Origin of the sequence: Paenibacillus sp. J45TS6 (assembly GCF_018403285.1) — a bacterium.
Classification (GTDB): Bacteria; Bacillota; Bacilli; order Paenibacillales; family Paenibacillaceae; genus Paenibacillus.
This window is the reverse complement of sequence record NZ_BOSJ01000020.1, coordinates 41,095-57,471: the sequence shown is the minus strand read 5'-3', so window position 1 is coordinate 57,471 and position 16,377 is coordinate 41,095. Positions and strand designations below refer to the sequence as shown.

Genomic DNA, 16,377 nt, shown 5'->3' with positions numbered 1-16,377 from the left:
GAAGGAGGGAACAGATTTGAAGGATAAAGCCTATGTACTATTCGAAGAGCAGCAGTTAGCAAGAGGAATCGATGTTAATCATGTTAAGCAAAAGCTTGCCGAGCTGAAGATTGAAACTCCTTCTTGGGGTTATGGAGATTCCGGTACACGTTTTAAAGTATTTCAGAAAGAAGGAGTTCCGCGCAATCCTTTTGAGAAAATGGAAGATGCTGCTGTCGTCCACCGGCTGACAGGGCTCGCTCCGACTGTGGCAATTCATATCCCTTGGGATCAAGTGGATGACTATAGTAAACTGCGTTCCCATGCGGAAAATCTCGGGCTGCGCATTGGAGCCGTAAATCCGAACTTATTCCAGGCAGACGAGTACATGCTTGGAAGTGTAACGAACAGTGACAGCAGAATTCGGCGCATGGCAACCGATCATCTGCTTGCCTGTGTAGATATCGCGAAAGAGACCGGTTCGAAAGATGTATCTTTATGGTTTGCCGATGGAACCAATTACCCGGGACAAGGCGACATCCGTAAACGCAAAGGCTGGATGCAGGAAGCTTTGCAGGAAATGTACCGTGCTCTGGATCCTGACATGCGGATACTTATTGAGTATAAATGTTTTGAACCTGCTTTTTATCATACCGATTTGGCGGATTGGGGAATGGCGTACAATATGGCGCTGAAGCTTGGAGAACAGGCGCAAGTGCTAGTTGATACGGGACATCATCTCCCTGGAGCGAATATCGAACATATTGTAGCCTACCTGCTGGATGAGAAAAGACTAGGTGGTTTTCATTTTAACAGCCGTAAATACGCCGATGATGATCTTATCGTTGGTACCGTCAACCCTTATGAATTATTCCTTATTTTCTATCAAATTCTGCAAGGAAGTATGGATGAAGATGAAGGAATACGAAGCGGTGTAGATAAAATCGCTTATATGCTTGATCAATCTCATAACATTGAACAGAAGATTCCAGCAATGATTCGTTCCGTACTCAATGTTCAGACGCAATATGCCAAAGCACTGCTTGTAGATCATGAGGAAGTAGCGGCTGCTCAAAAAAATAATGATGTACTTGCTGCAGAACATGCAGTAAGAAGAGCATTTGAGTTCGATGTTACTCCACTACTTCATGCCGTACGTGAGGAGCAAGGCCTTCCAGTGGATCCTATGGAAGCCTATCTAAACAGCCGTTATACTGCTGAAATTGCAGGGCGCGGCAAAGGAGGGGCTAGCTGGTGAGTGTCCTAGCCTTTGATTTGGGAGCCAGCAGCGGGAGAGCAGTCCTTGGACTGCTCCACGACTCCCGCATGGAGATAAGGGAAGTGCATCGATTTAGTAATAATCCGGTTTTTGCTGGGGAACACATGCACTGGGATATATTACGAATTTTGCATGAAATGAAACAAGGTTTGCTGAGAACAAAACAAGCAGGAGAGCGAGTAAGCAGTGTCGGCATTGACTCGTGGGCTGTTGATTTTGGAATCCTTGGCAAAGATGGCGAGCTGCTCGGAAATCCATATCATTACCGTGATACGCAGACAAACGGTGTAATGGAAGAGGTGCTGAATAAGATTCCGGCGGAACGCATTTTTCAAAAAACAGGAATTCAGTTTCTTCCGTTCAACACCATTTATCAACTTGCTGCCTTGAAAAAACGGGACTCTTATCTGCTGAGAGAAGGGGCGCATCTGCTGATGATTCCGGATTTACTCCGTTATTTTCTGACAGGAGAAAAACAGCATGAATTCACAAATGCGACGACGACCCAGTTGTTTAATCCCGTTATGAATGATTGGGACCGAGAATTAATTAAGCAGATCGGCATACCGGAAGAATGGTTTGGCCCCATTGTTTCTCCAGGCACGGAAGTCGGGATGCTTCGTTCCGAAGTGACCAAAGAACTCGGCATACGGCCAGTTCCCTTCATTGCGGTGGCTGAACATGATACGGGCTCAGCAATTGCTGCCGTCCCGGCAACGGATGGCCCTTTTGCTTACTTAAGCTGCGGCACATGGTCTCTCATGGGTACCGAGGTAAAAGCGCCGATTATTAATGAAGCGACGCTTGCGAGTAATTTTACGAATGAAGGCGGTGTAGGTCATACTTATCGTCTCTTGAAAAATATTATGGGATTGTGGATTTTTCAAGAGACGATAAGAGAGTGGGAGCGAGAGGGCCATGATGTGAATTATGATAAACTTCTTCATTTAGCTGAGCAGGCAGTTCCTTTTCAGCATTTTATAGACCCGGATCATTCCATGTTTCTTCCAGCAGGGAACATGACGACTCGAATCCAAGAATATTGTGTAAAGACCAATCAACGTCCGCCGCAAACGCAAGGAGAGATCATTCGGTGCATACTGGAAAGTCTCGCCATGAAATATCGGTATGTATATGAGCTGACAGAGCAGGTGTCTGAACAATCTTTCAGCGGGCTTCATATGGTCGGCGGAGGCATTCATAATCATCTTTTATGTAAGTGGACTGCGAGTGCCCTTGGCAAACCTGTATATGCCGGTCCTGTTGAAGCAAGCGCGATTGGCAATATTATTGTACAATGGATAAATGAAGGTGTTTTCAGTTCTTTGACTGAAGCGAGAAAAGCAGTAAAAGAATCATTTCCAGTACTTACGTATGAACCGGAAAACGCAGAGGCCTGGAAAGAAGCTTATTTCGAGTATGTAAAGTATACAAATTTAGCTGCATATGTATAGACCTAAACAATAAGATGAGTTTCTCTAGATAAGAGGTGTACGCTGATGAAAGTCTCCCTATTTATTACTTGTTTGAGTGATGCCATCTATCCAGCGGTGGGAGAAGCCATGGTTCGTATATTGGCAAAATACGGTGTTACTCTTCAATTTCCAAACGTGCAGACTTGCTGTGGTCAACCGGCTTATAACAGCGGATATTTTGATGAAGCGAGAACAGCTGCCAGAACGATTCTAGAAGCATTTGAAGACAGTGATTTTGTAGTCTCGCCTTCAGGTTCTTGCACTTACATGATCCATCACTATGAGGACTTATTTAAAGATGATCCTGTTCTGGCAGAACAAGCAAGGCGTCTTGAAGCAAAAACCTATGAATTTACACAGTTTTTAGTTCAGGTGATGGGGATCACCGATATAGGTGCTAGATTCCCTCATAAAGTTACGTATCATCCGTCCTGTCATGGCAGTCGTTTATTAGGAGTGAAGGAAGAACCGATGGCTCTTTTAGCAGGAGTCAGGGATATCGAGTTTATTCCACTCCCTTTTGCGGAAGATTGCTGTGGGTTTGGCGGAACCTTTGCTGTGAAGATGGCAGATATTTCAGGTGCGATGGTAACGGAAAAGGCAGAACATATCGTCGAAACAGAAGCTGAAGTTCTGGTTGGTCTAGATATGGCATGTCTGATGAATATTGCCGGCCAGCTTCGCTTCCAAAATAAGCCGGTTCGGGTTATGCATCTTGCTGAGCTGCTATACGAAGGGGTGAAGTCTTCATGAGCATTGGAGCAGGGAAACATGCTGTTAGAGAACGCGCTGAAATTGCGCTGCATGATGAATTCTTACGCAGAGCGGTACGATTTACGACAGAAAGGCTTCGTGGTGGCAAAAAGCTGGCATCGGAAGAGCACGGAAGATGGGAGGAATGGAGAGAGCGCGGAAGACAGATCAGGCTTCATACCATCGCTCATTTGGATTATTATCTAAATCTTTTTACTGAGAATGCGAGAGCGAACGGAGTTCACGTCCATTTTGCCGAAACCGGTGAGGAAGCCGTTAAGATTGCCTTACAGATCGCCAAACACCGGGAAGCTCATTCTGTCGTAAAGTCTAAATCCATGGTAACAGAAGAACTGCATCTGAATCATGCATTGGAAGAAGCGGGAATCGAAGCGATTGAAACTGATCTCGGTGAATATATTATCCAGCTTGCCGGTGAGATGCCTTCTCATATTGTTATCCCGGCTATCCATAAGAATAGATATCAGATTGCAGAGCTATTATCAAAAGTAGCAGGAGAAACGCTGGCTCCTGATACAACCATACTCGCAGGATTTGTGCGTAAAAAATTACGTGAACGGTTTCTCGATGCCGATATCGGTATGACAGGATGTAATTTTGCAATTGCGGAGACAGGTTCCATGGTTCTCTTCGAAAATGAAGGGAATGCACGGATGGTGAGCACACTGCCGCGAACTCAAATTACGCTGATGGGCATGGAGCGTATCATCCCGTCATGGGCTGATCTAGAAGTTATGGCAACCCTGCTGCCAAGATCGGCTACAGGTCAGCGTATGACGATGTATATGTCAGGTATAACGGGTCCTAAAAGGACCGAAGATGCCGATGGACCAGAACAAATGCATATCATTATCGTGGATAACGGACGTTCTTTGCAGCTCGGAGATCCAGAGTTTCAGGAACTGCTCAACTGTATCCGCTGCGGTGCTTGTCTAAACGCTTGCCCCGTCTATCGCCATATTGGAGGTCATGCTTACGGAAGCACGTATAGCGGACCGATTGGGGCGGTCCTAACACCGGCTCTAAATAAGAATGTTGCCGAATGGGACGATATTGCTAGCGCCTCAAGCCTCTGTGGAGCCTGTTATGAAGCTTGTCCTGTGAAAATCCCTTTACATGACATGCTTGTTTCTCTTCGTAGACGTAAAGTGGAGCAAGGGTATGGAAATAAGGTAGAAACCGCAGGGATGAAGGCTTTTGGAACGGTCGTGAAGAAGGCTAGCCGCTTTAGTACAGCGATAAAAATGGGACAAATCGGTCAAAAACTAGTTGTGAAAAATGGCGAAATCACTTTGAAGGCTGGTCCGCTGAAGGGCTGGAACAGTTACAGAGTAACTCCATCACTTGCAAAACAGTCCTTCAGACAGTCATGGAAGACGCTGGAATCTGAGATTCGGGCAGAGCATGTGGAGATGAATACGGATGTTCGCGAACGAATGCAAAATGTACTAGACCGTAGACAACAGGAGGACTCGCGAGATGAGTAAATACGGCGAAACTTGGCTTGCGGAACTTGAACAAGAATCCCGGCGTAAACAGGATGCATTTATGCAGCATATTGCTTCTAAACTGCAACGACCTCGTATAACGGAACGACCCGCGAGACCCTTTCAAGGGTCACCTAGTTTTTGGAATGAAACCGAGTGGGATGACGAAAAGCGGGTTGAACAATTTTCTCATCACTTCGAGAGCGTAGGGGGACATGTCGCCCTAGTTTCTAACGAGCAGGAACTCCGTGCATGGATTGAGGAAAAAGCAGAAGAGCTGGAACCAAAACGAATAATTTGTCAGGATCAAGAAGAGCTAAGGGCGCTCCACTTAGAAGATTCCATCCCCTACGCCAAGATTACTTTTTGGAATACGGAGGAAGGAATTGACAAGAAAGTTTTGGCTGCAGAAGCGGATATTGGGATTGTGGTTGCAGATGGAGCAGCTGCATATACCGGTTCAGTGATGGTGAAGTCTTCCAAGGAAAAGGGAAGATCGGTAAGTTTACTGCCCACGGTATTGTTTCTTATTATTCCTAGAGAACAGATCCGAACGAGAATGGGCGAACTGCTTGTAGAACTCGACGAACAAGGCCGAGAGAAATTACCGGCAGGGGTGCATTTTATATCCGGACCAAGCAGGTCTTCTGATATAGAGAATGATCTGACCATTGGGGTTCACGGTCCTGGAATCGTATATGCGATTATATTAGGTTAAAGTGAAAACAAGTGAAGGCCTCCGAAGCTAAAGGAATGGAGGTTTCTTCACTTTTTTATGTTCAGCAAGCAATGATTTGGGTAATTAATAAAATAGGTGATTACTATTTCATGTGATGAATGATGTAGGTGATTAACGATACAAGTGAAGGATGCTGTGACAAAAGTATCAAGAAAAAGCAGTAAAATTGATATTTTGCGAAATAAATATGAAACTTTTGACGTAATGAATCATGACTTTATACCTGTTGTGCCACAAATTAACAACGTGATAGTGTAGATATGTAGGAGAGATTGAATAATCAAATCCACTTTTTTTTACATCAAAATGACCGGTTTACTGTTATGGTCAGTTGGTTCTAGAGAGCGCGAAATGAATCATAAATGAAGGATAACGGAGGGAAACAAAATGACAGAATCTGTTCACATACCACAACCTAAAACCTATGGTCCACTTGGAAATTTACCAATGATTGAGGGAACGGCTCCGATACAGTCACTATCTAAAGTTGCGAAAGAATATGGTCCGATCTTCCAAATGCAGTATCCTGCTGGACGTAAGGAAGTATATATATCAGGTCATGAATTTGTTAAAGATGCGACAGATGAGAAGCGCTTTGATAAAAGAATATGGGCTCCACTGCAAAATGTTCGGCCGTTTGCGGGTGATGGACTCTTTACGAGTGCAACGAACGAACCTAACTGGAAAAAAGCGCATAACATCCTGTTATCTAGTTTTAGTCAGCGTGCGATGCAAGGGTATCACACCAAAATGCTTGATATTGCTTTTCAGCTCGTTCAGAAATGGGCGAGATTAAACCCTGATGAAACGGTTGATGTCCCGGCTGATATGACCAGACTTACGCTTGATACGATTGGGCTATGTGGATTTGATTACCGTTTCAACAGTTTTTACAGAGAAGATAATCATCCATTTATCGATGCCATGGTTCGTTCATTGGACGAAGGGATGAGTCAGCTTCATAGATTAGGTATTCAAGATATGTTTATGGTGAAAAGAAAGAAACAGTTTCAAGATGATAAGCAGTTTATGTTCAATCTTGTAGATGATCTGATCAAGGAACGAAAAGAGCGGGGCGGCGGAAACAGCGGGGATTTACTTTCCCACATGCTCGAAGGTGTTGATCCGGCAACGGGTGAGAAACTTGACTCTGAAAATATACGTTTCCAGATCATTACTTTCTTGATCGCAGGACATGAGACAACAAGCGGCCTTCTGTCATTTGCCATCTATTACTTAATGAAGAATCCAGACAAAATGAAAAAGATTGTAGAGGAAGTTGATCGAGTCCTCAAAGATCCGGTGCCTACGTACAATCAAGTTAGAGAGCTCAAGTATACTCGCATGGTGTTAAATGAAGCACTGCGTCTATGGCCAACTGCACCGGCATTTTCTCTTTATGCGAAAGAGGATACACAAATCGCTGGTAAATATCCGATCAAGAAAAACGACAGCGTAACAGTACTCATTCCGGCGCTGCATCGAGATACTCGGGTATGGGGAGATGATGTGGAAGAGTTCAAACCGGAACGATTCGCAGATCCAAGCGCAGTACCGCATGACGCTTATAAACCATTTGGTAATGGACAAAGAGCTTGTATTGGACAGCAGTTTGCCCTTCAAGAAGCTACTCTTGTTCTTGGTCTTGTTGTAAAACACTTTGAATTTATAGATGTTAATAATTATGAACTTAAAGTAAAAGAGGCTCTAACTTTGAAACCGGATGATTTTCATGTAAAAGTACGCAGCAGAGGAAACTTATCTGCAGCACTTATGATTCCAGGTGCTTCAGCAGTTACCGCACAAGAACAAACGTCAGAAGCGGCCACAGCTGAATCATTGCCGGAGAATGCGCATCATACTCCAATGCTTGTACTTTATGGTTCGAACCTCGGTACTGCAGAAGGGATTGCTCGTGAGGTAGCCGACCGGGCTAAATATCAGGGGTTTGATAGTAATGTAGCACCAATGGATGATTATGCAGGCGATTTGCCAAAAGAAGGCGTCGTACTTATTATCACCGCTTCTTATAATGGCCAGCCGCCATCCAATGCAAAATCGTTTACGCAGTGGATTGAATCAGCTGGACCAGCCGAGTTCGAAGGTGTTCGTTATGTTGTATTTGGTTGTGGTGACCATAACTGGGCCAGCACGTATCAGCGGATTCCAAGATTGATTGATGAAACCTTAGAAGCAAAAGGAGCGACTCGTCTTCTAGGCAGGGGAGAAAGTGATGCAAGTGGGGATTTTGAAACCGATGTGGATGATTGGTCGGAAGGACTATGGCCTGATCTGATGCAAGCACTGGATCTGAAGCTTGTGGAAAATGGCAAGAAGAAGGGTACTGGCCTGAAAGTGAAATATGTCAGCGGAGTAGCTGCCGTACCACTGGTAGAGACGTACCATGCTGAACTTGGTCACGTAGTGAAAAGTGAGAATTTACAAAATGCAGAAAGCGGCAGAATTACTCAGCATATTGAGATTGCTCTTCCAGAAGGGGTGTCTTATCAAGAAGGAGACCACTTAGGAATACTGCCTGTTAATCCTGAATCGCTCGTACAGCGAGTGTTGAAGCGGTTTGCTCTCCAAGGAAGCAGCCACCTGGTTCTATCCGCGAGCGGAAGAAGCAGTGCGCATTTACCGGTGGGAACTCCCGTACGTCTTGATGATCTGCTTGCACGCAGTGTAGAACTACAGGAGCCGGCAACTCGTGCACAGCTGCGTGAGCTTGCAGCTTATACCGTGTGTCCTCCTCATGCGAAAGAACTGACAGCTATGCTGGATGATGAGATATACCAATCCGAAATTAGAGCGAAACGAATCACCATGCTCGATTTGATTGAGAGATATGAAGCTTGTGAAATTCCATTTGAACGGTTTATGGAACTACTGCCTGCACTGAAACCGAGATACTACTCGATTTCAAGTTCACCTAAGGTGAGCGAAAATATCGTGAGTATTACGGTAAGTGTAGTAAGAGACGCAGCATGGAGTGGTCAAGGGGAGTATAAAGGAATTGCATCCAACTATCTGGAAGGTCTTGATACGGGCACAGAGGTATTCCTATTTGTGCGTACGCCGGAATCAGGATTCCATCTCCCTGAAGACGCGGAATCACCAATTATTATGATTGGTCCAGGTACAGGAGTAGCACCATTCCGTGGTTTTATTCAAGCGAGAAAAGTAATGAAGGAGCAAAATATCAAACTGGGCGAAGCCCATCTATACTTTGGATGTCGGAATCCTGAACATGACTATCTATATAAAGAAGAGTTAGTCGCTGCTCAAGAGGAAGGCCTTGTTACACTTCATACCGCTTTCTCGAGAGTGAACGGACAAGAAAAATGTTATGTACAGCATCTAATGAAACAAGATGCCGAACATCTGCTTAGCCTGCTGGAACAAGGAGCTAAGATGTACATTTGCGGTGATGGTACAAAAATGGCACCGGATGTGGAACAGACCTTGATTGCAGCTTATCAGTCTAAACATGGGGTTAGTGAAGATGAAGCATTAGCTTGGTTGACCGGTCTTGAATCCTCTGGTAAATATGCGAAGGATGTATGGGCGGGAGCTTGATCTAACCTTGAATATAAGGCTAATCTCAGTGGTGTATTCACTGGGGTTAGCCCTTTTTTTATTTATGGCTCATTTGGAAAAACCTGTACATCCTTTACTATAGGCAAGTACAATGTGGATAGAGATTCGAAGACTATTAGCAGCTGCAGGGAGTGGAGTACATGTTATCGTTTCAAATCATCAGTTTGATCGTATATTTAGGTTTGTCTGCTGTCATTCTTTGTCATAGTATATGGCTACGTGGGCGGGTGGGACAAATCAGGTTTGATGGGCAGGGGAAACAGCAATCCTTTCTTACCATAGTCGTGTTTATTTTAGGTGGTGTTTATCTCATTTCAAGTACAGGAATCTTGAGATACGGACTCTTTATTATCGCTTTTATCGTACATTACTTTGTAACCCGGTTCTATGTAGGAACAAAGGGAATAAAGTATGGTACACGTTTTTACTCTTTCGATCAGATCCGTTCCTATCGTGGGTATAACGATACAAATGAGATATCCCTCTACTTACATGGAAAGACGAATGATATTTATTTACGGCCGCGGATGTCTTATCATAGCAGTACCATTCGTCAGATGTTAGACCAAGCAGGAATAGAGAGTGCTAACGATTCGGAAGATACAACCGAACATGGAGCCATGAATTAAGACGTATTATTGCGTACGCTGTTTTGGATGTAAGACGTAATCATGGGCGACAATCGGGCCTTTGCCCGATACTTCATAAATAATAAACACTATAGCGCCTTTTGGCGGCTTCAGACTGTAAGTAAACTAGCTTAAACTAGTTTGCCTGCAGTCTTTTCTGTTTTTTTATATGACGAATTTGTGTGATTTAGGATGAGAGCAAAGGGACCTAAGATTCTTCTCATCGTGACGTATTATATATTGACCAATTGTCCTTCATGACGTATTATATTGGCTGAGTACAACTTGAAAATATTGGAAATTATGACAAGGAGAGATAAAATGAAGAACAAGCGGGTGTTTTTGTTTCATGAAGGAAACGCGTCTATGCGCGAGTTGCTCGGAGGTAAAGGTGCGGACCTCGCCGAAATGACGAAAGCTGGATTACCAGTTCCCTATGGATTCACCATAACTACAGCTTCCTGCAGAGATTATTATACTCACCTTGGTCATATCCCGCTTACCCTCATTGATGAGATTCGAACAGCACTTCGGTCTCTTGAACAAACTTCAAACAAGCGCTTCGGTGATCCGGAGAATCCTCTTTTACTTGCGGTACGTTCAGGAGCGGTTACTTCTATGCCCGGCATGATGGATACCATTCTTAATTTAGGCCTCACGGATGAAACGGTAGAGGGTCTTGCGTTAACTACAGGTGATCGAAGATTTGCACTGGAATGTTATGCAAGATTTATACAGATGTATGGCCATGTCGCCATGGATATCGAAAATAATGCTTTCTCTAAAGTTCTTCAGCAAATAAACCGTGAATCGGAAGCGGAACATATCGGACAGTTACCTATAGAAAAACTGGAAGAGTTGATTAGCAAATTTAAACAAATTATTCTTCATCGTGCCAAAAAGTCGATCCCGCAAAACGTAGAAGACCAGTTAATTGATGCGGTACGGGCTATTTTCCGTTCTTGGTCAAATCCAAGGGCTAAGGTCTATCGCAAGGTTCATAAAATACCAGAAGATCAAGGCACGGCTGTAAGTGTGCAGGAAATGATTTTTGGGAATCGGGATGAAACGAGCGGTACAGGTGTTCTGTTTACGAGGAATCCTTCTACAGGTGGAAATGAGATGCTGGGTGAATACTTGCCTGCTGCCCAAGGAGAAGAAGTTGTATCGGGCACAAGAACACCTTTGGGTATTACCTATCTTAAACAAACCATGCCGTCCGTATATGAACAGCTCCATGAAGCAGCTTCTTTATTAGAAGAGTTATATGGAGATATTCAGGATATTGAATTTACGATTGAGAAAGGTCAGCTATACATATTACAAACAAGAAATGCACGAAGAACAGCGCAAGCTGCCATGAAAGCTGCGGTTGATTATGCGGAAGAAGGGATTATTACCAAAGAAGAGGCACTGATTCGTATAGAGCCTGAACACTTGAATCAACTGCTCCATCAATCGATTAAAGTTAGAGAAGAAGATGAGATTATAGCTAACGGACTACCTGCTTCTCCTGGCGCGGTAAGCGGACAGCTCGTATTTGATGCAGAAACAGCTGAATCCTGGGCATCTCTAGGAAAACGAGTAATTCTGGTGCGCAGAGAAACGACTCCGCAGGATATTCACGGTGTTATTGCAGCAGAAGGGCTTCTTACGCTCCGCGGCGGAATGACAAGTCATGCTGCTGTAGTGGCGAGAGGGATGGGAACACCTTGCGTATGTGGTTGTGAAGAGCTTGAACTGCGAGAAGATACGAAAGAGCTGATCTGTAGGAATCAAATCTTCCGCGAAGGTGATGTAATATCGATTGATGGCGGAACAGGAAAAGTATATGCCGGAGAAATCGAACTGAGAGAGCCTGAAATCTCCGAAGAATTAACACGGATGCTGGATTGGGCAGATGAAGTGAAGCGGATGAAAGTATTTGCAAATAGTGATCATCCTCATGATGTGAGACTCGCTCGTAAATGGGGAGCAGAGGGGATTGGACTATGCCGAACAGAGCATATGTTTTTATCACCATCAAGACTCCCGCTAGTACAGAGAGTCATTGTCGCAGGGAGCAATCAAGAGCGTCAGGAAGCGCTCCAAAGACTATTACCTGTACAGCAATCAGATTTCGCAGAAATTTTCATGGAAATGGATGGACTGCCCGTGACAATCAGGCTGCTTGATCCGCCGCTTCACGAATTTTTGCCTAAGCTTGAAGTGCTCGAAGGAAGAAGAGAACATCTGAAGATGATTACACTCGATGGGGATACAGATGAACTCGAGAAGGTAGATCGTGTAATGGAGAAGGTTAAAGAATTGAAAGAGTCGAATCCCATGTTAAGTCAAAGAGGAGCAAGACTTGGGATCGTCTTCCCGGAAATTTACGATATGCAGATCGAAGCGATATTTAGAGCCGCGCTGCAATGTATTCATCAAGGGATCAAAGTACTGCCCGAGATCATGATTCCACTGATTGGTCACGCAAGTGAGATATCCTTCCTGCGTAAATTAGTAGATGAAGTAGCAGAGCAGGTACTTAGGGAAGAGCGAATCCATTGTCCTTACCGTGTAGGTACGATGATTGAGGTTCCTCGTGCTGCACTTACCGCTTCACAAATAGCGGAGCATGCCGACTTTTTCTCGTTTGGCACGAATGACCTGACTCAGATGACACTGGGATATAGCCGAGATGATGCAGAGCGGAAGTTTTTAAACCATTATGTAGAACAAAAGATTCTTCCTGCTAATCCATTTGAAGTGTTAGATCAAGATGGAGTGGGTGAGCTGATTCGCATTGCGCTTGAACAAGGAAGATCCCTTAAACCGGAACTTGCTGCAGGAATATGCGGAGAACATGCAGGGGAGCGAGATTCGATTTTCTTTTTCCATAACGTAGGACTTGATTATATTAGCTGCTCTCCTTATAGAGTACCGTTTGCACGGATCGCTGCTGCCCAAGCACAGATTCAAGCTTCAAATATGACGAAGTCTTCACAGGGTGAGAATCCTATTTCTACTACAGCATAAGAGATAGTTAACAAATCACGCTGGAGGGTGAATAAAATAGAACTTACCGCACGCCAGCAGCAAATTATTGACATTGTGCAGAAGAAGACGCCGATTATTGGAGATCAGATCGCTGAACAGCTGGGCTTGCCTAAACCGACGATACGCAGCGATCTTTCTCTTCTTGTAATGACACAGTACTTGTCCGCAAAGCCGAAGGTTGGATATTTTCCAGGTGAGCGTCTGACGGCGAAGGAACCGCTTCGAACTGCGCTAGTAAATATGAAAGTAAAAGATATTCAAAGTGTCCCGGTCGTAATCAATGAAAATGCAACGCTTCACGAAGCCGTGGTTGCTCTCTTTTTAGAGGACGTTGGCACCCTGTTTGTTATTAACAAAGAAGGTAGGCTTTCTGGCATCTTATCTCGAAAAGACCTCCTGAAGATGACGCTTGGGAACCAAGATCTATCCGAAGTGCCTGTATGTATGCTGATGACGAGAGCCGTGCAGATCATTGCCGTTACACCAGAAGATCATGTCGTGGAGGCTGCCCAGAAAATGATTAATTATGAAGTGGACAGTCTTCCTGTCATTCGAACGTGGAATCAAGAGGATGGGTATGAAGTCGTTGGCAGAATAACCAAGACTACCATTACCAAGCTTGTTGTTCAGATCGCAGTAGAATAGGCCGCTGGAGGAGAAAATATGCAATTTGTTGCTATATGCTCGGATTCACTTGGGGAAACTGCAGATCTTGTCGTGAGAGCTGCATTACACCAATTTGAATCCTTGCAAATTCAGATTAAACGTTACCCCCAGATTCGCAGTGAGGAAGAGATTCGCGATCTGATGGAAGAAGTTCATCGAATGTCAGGGTTTGTTGCTTATACTCTTGTGCAGCCAGAACTTCGTGAACTGATCAAAGAAGAGTCCATTCGGCTGAGTATCCGTACGGTGGATATAATGGGACCCATGATGCAGGCATTTATCGATACATTTCATGATTCTCCTACGCAAAGACCAGGGGTGCTTCACCGCCTGGATGAAGACTATTTCAGACGGGTAGAAGCAGTTGAGTTTGCGGTAAAATGTGATGACGGCAAAGATACCAGTGCGATTCGAAAAGCGGATATTGTGCTTCTTGGTGTGTCTCGGACTTCGAAAACTCCGCTCAGTATTTTTCTGGCCCATAAAGGGTATAAGGTCGTAAATTATCCTGTTGTGCCTGAGATCAAACCTCCTGATCCGCTTAATGAAGCGATCAAGGGACAAGTCATCGGTCTTACGATGGACGCTGAACATCTGCTCAAAATTCGCACAGAACGATTGAAAGTCATGGGTTTGCCGCACGGTTCTAATTATGCTTCACTCGCTAGAATTGTGGAAGAATTGGAATATGCATACACGCTATTTGATCGGTTAGGCTGCCCGGTTATTAATGTTACAGACAAGGCGATTGAAGAAACAGCTGGAATGATACTTGGTTATATATGAAACCGCCTTCTGGCGGTTTTCTGCTTCTTTTGATACGATAATAGATAAGACAAATGCGAATAGGGGGGAGCCGCTTGTTAACAACAACGGAGTACCAGAATATTACGATAGAACCTTTTGGGGAAGAGCATGAACCTTTTTATATGAAGTTAAAAGAGCTATCAAAAGTAGATGATCAGGAACATATACACCCGGCGAAGTCAGAAATTGCTTTTGTTGCACTTGCTGATGGAGTTCCAGCTGGCTTGATCTTTACATACCATCGTCCGTTTCATCCCTATTGTACCTATATCTCACTTCTCGTCTTACCTTCAAGTGACCGAATGCTGATTGCATCGAGACTGCTGATGTCTTTATCAGCGCAGCGAATGGTATACCCGCTCCAAATCTCGGTTTGGGAAACCGACTTTGCGATGAAGCAGGCACTAGTTAAGCAAGGTTTTTATGAAATTAGAAATACATATAACGTACATATTGCGACCTCACAGCGTGGATTTATCAGAGATGAGGAATACTTTATGAACCACCACTCGGATTATGAGCTGTTATCACTGTCTGAATTTCTGGAGAGGGAACAAGGGGAAGAAGAACTAGTACGTCTTGTGAAAAAAACCTATGAACATACACACCGTGCAAACCCACCGGGCGTGTTCGATCTATCTCGCTGGAAAGCATTCCTGCATGAACAAGATTTGGAGTCACGAGGTTCTTATGTTGTTCTTAATTCTACGAACGGTCATTGTGCCGGATTTGCCTTGCTTCATTCGACTTCAGAGGACGGTGTGGCGGAGCTGGGATGGAGAGGTGTGGCATCTTCTGAGCCATTAGATCTGATACTGCTGCTTACAAGAGAACAAATGAATTACGCCGCTGATAACGGAATCAAGCAGCTTACTTGCGAAGTAGACAGTACAGATCCTTACCAAATGGAGATGCTGCATGTGTATCCGTTTGAACCTGCTCCCGCATGGGTTACTTATCATAAACAAAGATAATGACAGGAGTTGAATTTCTCATGGTGATAAGAGAACAAGCAGAACATTTTATTATGATTGAGCAACATGAACATGCTAGATTAAGCGGAGAGATTGCCAAGCATTTGAAATCTGAATACTTCATACATGAGAAAGATAGACAAGATGTCATTTATGCAATCACACAGCACGATCGTGGCTGGATTCGGCTTGATGCGCATCCCATCTGGAATGAAGTCACAAACGCTCCCTATTATTTCGTCGATTACCCTTATGCGGTTAAGCTTAAAATGTACCAAGTTGGAATTCAGGAAGTAGAATCCGTGAATCCTTATGCGGGTTACTTAGTAAGTCACCATTTTTCCACCTTTCCTGATATTAAGAATGGAACCGATCCATTCAGTATTTCTTTTAATCAGGAAGAGAAGCAGAGACAGGACCAGCTGGAACAACAACTGGGCTCGATTCAAGAGACCGAAATGAAACAACATTATCACTTACTTCAATTATGTGATGATCTCTCTCTCTATGTATGTATGAATGAACCTGGGGTAAGTAAAGAGAAGGAACATCCATGGTTCCAGAAGGGGCTAGGATCAGCTGCGGTTCTTTTTCAAGAAGGAACAGAATCCGTTCAAGCATGTTGGAAAGATGAAGATACGGTGGAAGTGCAGCCTGCTCCATTTAGTAAGTCTTTTGAGGCGGAGTTATCGTACCGAAAAGTAGCCAAAAAGGACATTCAAGATAAAGGATTGAACAAAGCTTATCACGAAACAAAGCCGGCAGTTCAAAAAATCACGTACACATCGTAAAAAAATATATATCTCAAATAAAAGAAATGGCCTTCATCGGTCGTTTCTTTTTTGTTTGTTCATTCTTTTTCTTTCTTTGAAATGGAAGGCAGATCAAAACAGTGTTATAATGAATCAAGATTTTTGTAAAATAGAAAT

Annotated in this window: 12 protein-coding genes; all 12 read left to right on the top strand. The window is 44.0% G+C overall.

Annotated elements, in window-relative coordinates:
• Positions 1–16: 16 nt before the first annotated feature.
• The 12 genes from rhaI to KJS58_RS21260 all read left to right on the top strand — a co-directional run bounded on the left by rhaI (position 17) and on the right by KJS58_RS21260 (position 16,239).
• A complete protein-coding gene (gene rhaI, locus KJS58_RS21315) occupies positions 17–1,237 on the top strand; it encodes an L-rhamnose isomerase (RefSeq protein WP_213535501.1) in 1,221 nt (406 codons plus the stop codon).
• Positions 1,234–2,712 carry a rhamnulokinase gene (locus KJS58_RS21310; RefSeq protein ID WP_213535500.1) on the top strand — a complete coding sequence of 493 codons (1,479 nt, stop codon included), beginning with the start codon at positions 1,234–1,236 and terminating at the stop codon, positions 2,710–2,712. The genes rhaI and KJS58_RS21310 overlap by 4 nt, the downstream gene beginning before the upstream one ends.
• Before the next feature lie 45 nt (positions 2,713–2,757).
• Entirely contained in the window at positions 2,758–3,486 is a 729-nt protein-coding gene (locus tag KJS58_RS21305) for a (Fe-S)-binding protein (RefSeq protein WP_191804146.1), read from the top strand.
• Positions 3,483–4,994 (top strand): LutB/LldF family L-lactate oxidation iron-sulfur protein, encoded by a 1,512-nt coding sequence (locus KJS58_RS21300; protein ID WP_213535499.1) that lies wholly within the window; start codon positions 3,483–3,485, stop codon positions 4,992–4,994. Before KJS58_RS21305 ends, KJS58_RS21300 begins: the two co-directional genes overlap by 4 nt.
• Positions 4,987–5,712, top strand: a complete 726-nt coding sequence (locus KJS58_RS21295; protein ID WP_213535498.1) for a LutC/YkgG family protein — start codon at positions 4,987–4,989, stop codon at positions 5,710–5,712. Before KJS58_RS21300 ends, KJS58_RS21295 begins: the two co-directional genes overlap by 8 nt.
• A 408-nt stretch (positions 5,713–6,120) precedes the next feature.
• Positions 6,121–9,312, top strand: coding sequence for a bifunctional cytochrome P450/NADPH--P450 reductase (locus KJS58_RS21290; protein WP_213535496.1), 3,192 nt, complete (start codon positions 6,121–6,123; stop codon positions 9,310–9,312).
• A gap of 161 nt (positions 9,313–9,473) precedes the next feature.
• Complete coding sequence (locus tag KJS58_RS21285; RefSeq protein WP_213535494.1) at positions 9,474–9,962, top strand: hypothetical protein; 489 nt, start codon at positions 9,474–9,476, stop codon at positions 9,960–9,962.
• Between the two features lie 321 nt (positions 9,963–10,283).
• Complete coding sequence (gene ppdK, locus KJS58_RS21280) at positions 10,284–12,980, top strand: pyruvate, phosphate dikinase (protein ID WP_213535493.1); 2,697 nt, start codon at positions 10,284–10,286, stop codon at positions 12,978–12,980.
• A gap of 27 nt (positions 12,981–13,007) precedes the next feature.
• Positions 13,008–13,646: a CBS domain-containing protein gene (locus KJS58_RS21275; RefSeq protein ID WP_249717763.1), complete on the top strand. Its 639-nt coding sequence runs from the start codon at positions 13,008–13,010 to the stop codon at positions 13,644–13,646.
• A gap of 18 nt (positions 13,647–13,664) precedes the next feature.
• On the top strand, positions 13,665–14,453 hold the full coding sequence (locus KJS58_RS21270; protein ID WP_191804157.1) for a pyruvate, water dikinase regulatory protein: 789 nt from the start codon (positions 13,665–13,667) through the stop codon (positions 14,451–14,453).
• A gap of 74 nt (positions 14,454–14,527) precedes the next feature.
• Complete coding sequence (locus tag KJS58_RS21265) at positions 14,528–15,448, top strand: GNAT family N-acetyltransferase (RefSeq protein ID WP_213535492.1); 921 nt, start codon at positions 14,528–14,530, stop codon at positions 15,446–15,448.
• A gap of 20 nt (positions 15,449–15,468) precedes the next feature.
• Positions 15,469–16,239: a DUF3891 family protein gene (locus KJS58_RS21260; RefSeq protein ID WP_213535491.1), complete on the top strand. Its 771-nt coding sequence runs from the start codon at positions 15,469–15,471 to the stop codon at positions 16,237–16,239.
• The last annotated feature ends 138 nt before the right edge of the window (positions 16,240–16,377 follow it).

Excerpts from the sequence above, each read along its gene's own strand:
- KJS58_RS21300 (WP_213535499.1), top strand. The coding sequence starts at position 3,483 with ATGAGCATTGGAGCAGGGAAACATGCTGTTAGAGAACGCGCTGAAATT.
- KJS58_RS21305 (WP_191804146.1), top strand. The coding sequence starts at position 2,758 with ATGAAAGTCTCCCTATTTATTACTTGTTTGAGTGATGCCATCTATCCA.
- ppdK (WP_213535493.1), top strand. The coding sequence starts at position 10,284 with ATGAAGAACAAGCGGGTGTTTTTGTTTCATGAAGGAAACGCGTCTATG.
- KJS58_RS21260 (WP_213535491.1), top strand. The coding sequence starts at position 15,469 with ATGGTGATAAGAGAACAAGCAGAACATTTTATTATGATTGAGCAACAT.
- KJS58_RS21285 (WP_213535494.1), top strand. The coding sequence starts at position 9,474 with ATGTTATCGTTTCAAATCATCAGTTTGATCGTATATTTAGGTTTGTCT.
- KJS58_RS21295 (WP_213535498.1), top strand. The coding sequence starts at position 4,987 with ATGAGTAAATACGGCGAAACTTGGCTTGCGGAACTTGAACAAGAATCC.
- KJS58_RS21270 (WP_191804157.1), top strand. The coding sequence starts at position 13,665 with ATGCAATTTGTTGCTATATGCTCGGATTCACTTGGGGAAACTGCAGAT.
- KJS58_RS21290 (WP_213535496.1), top strand. The coding sequence starts at position 6,121 with ATGACAGAATCTGTTCACATACCACAACCTAAAACCTATGGTCCACTT.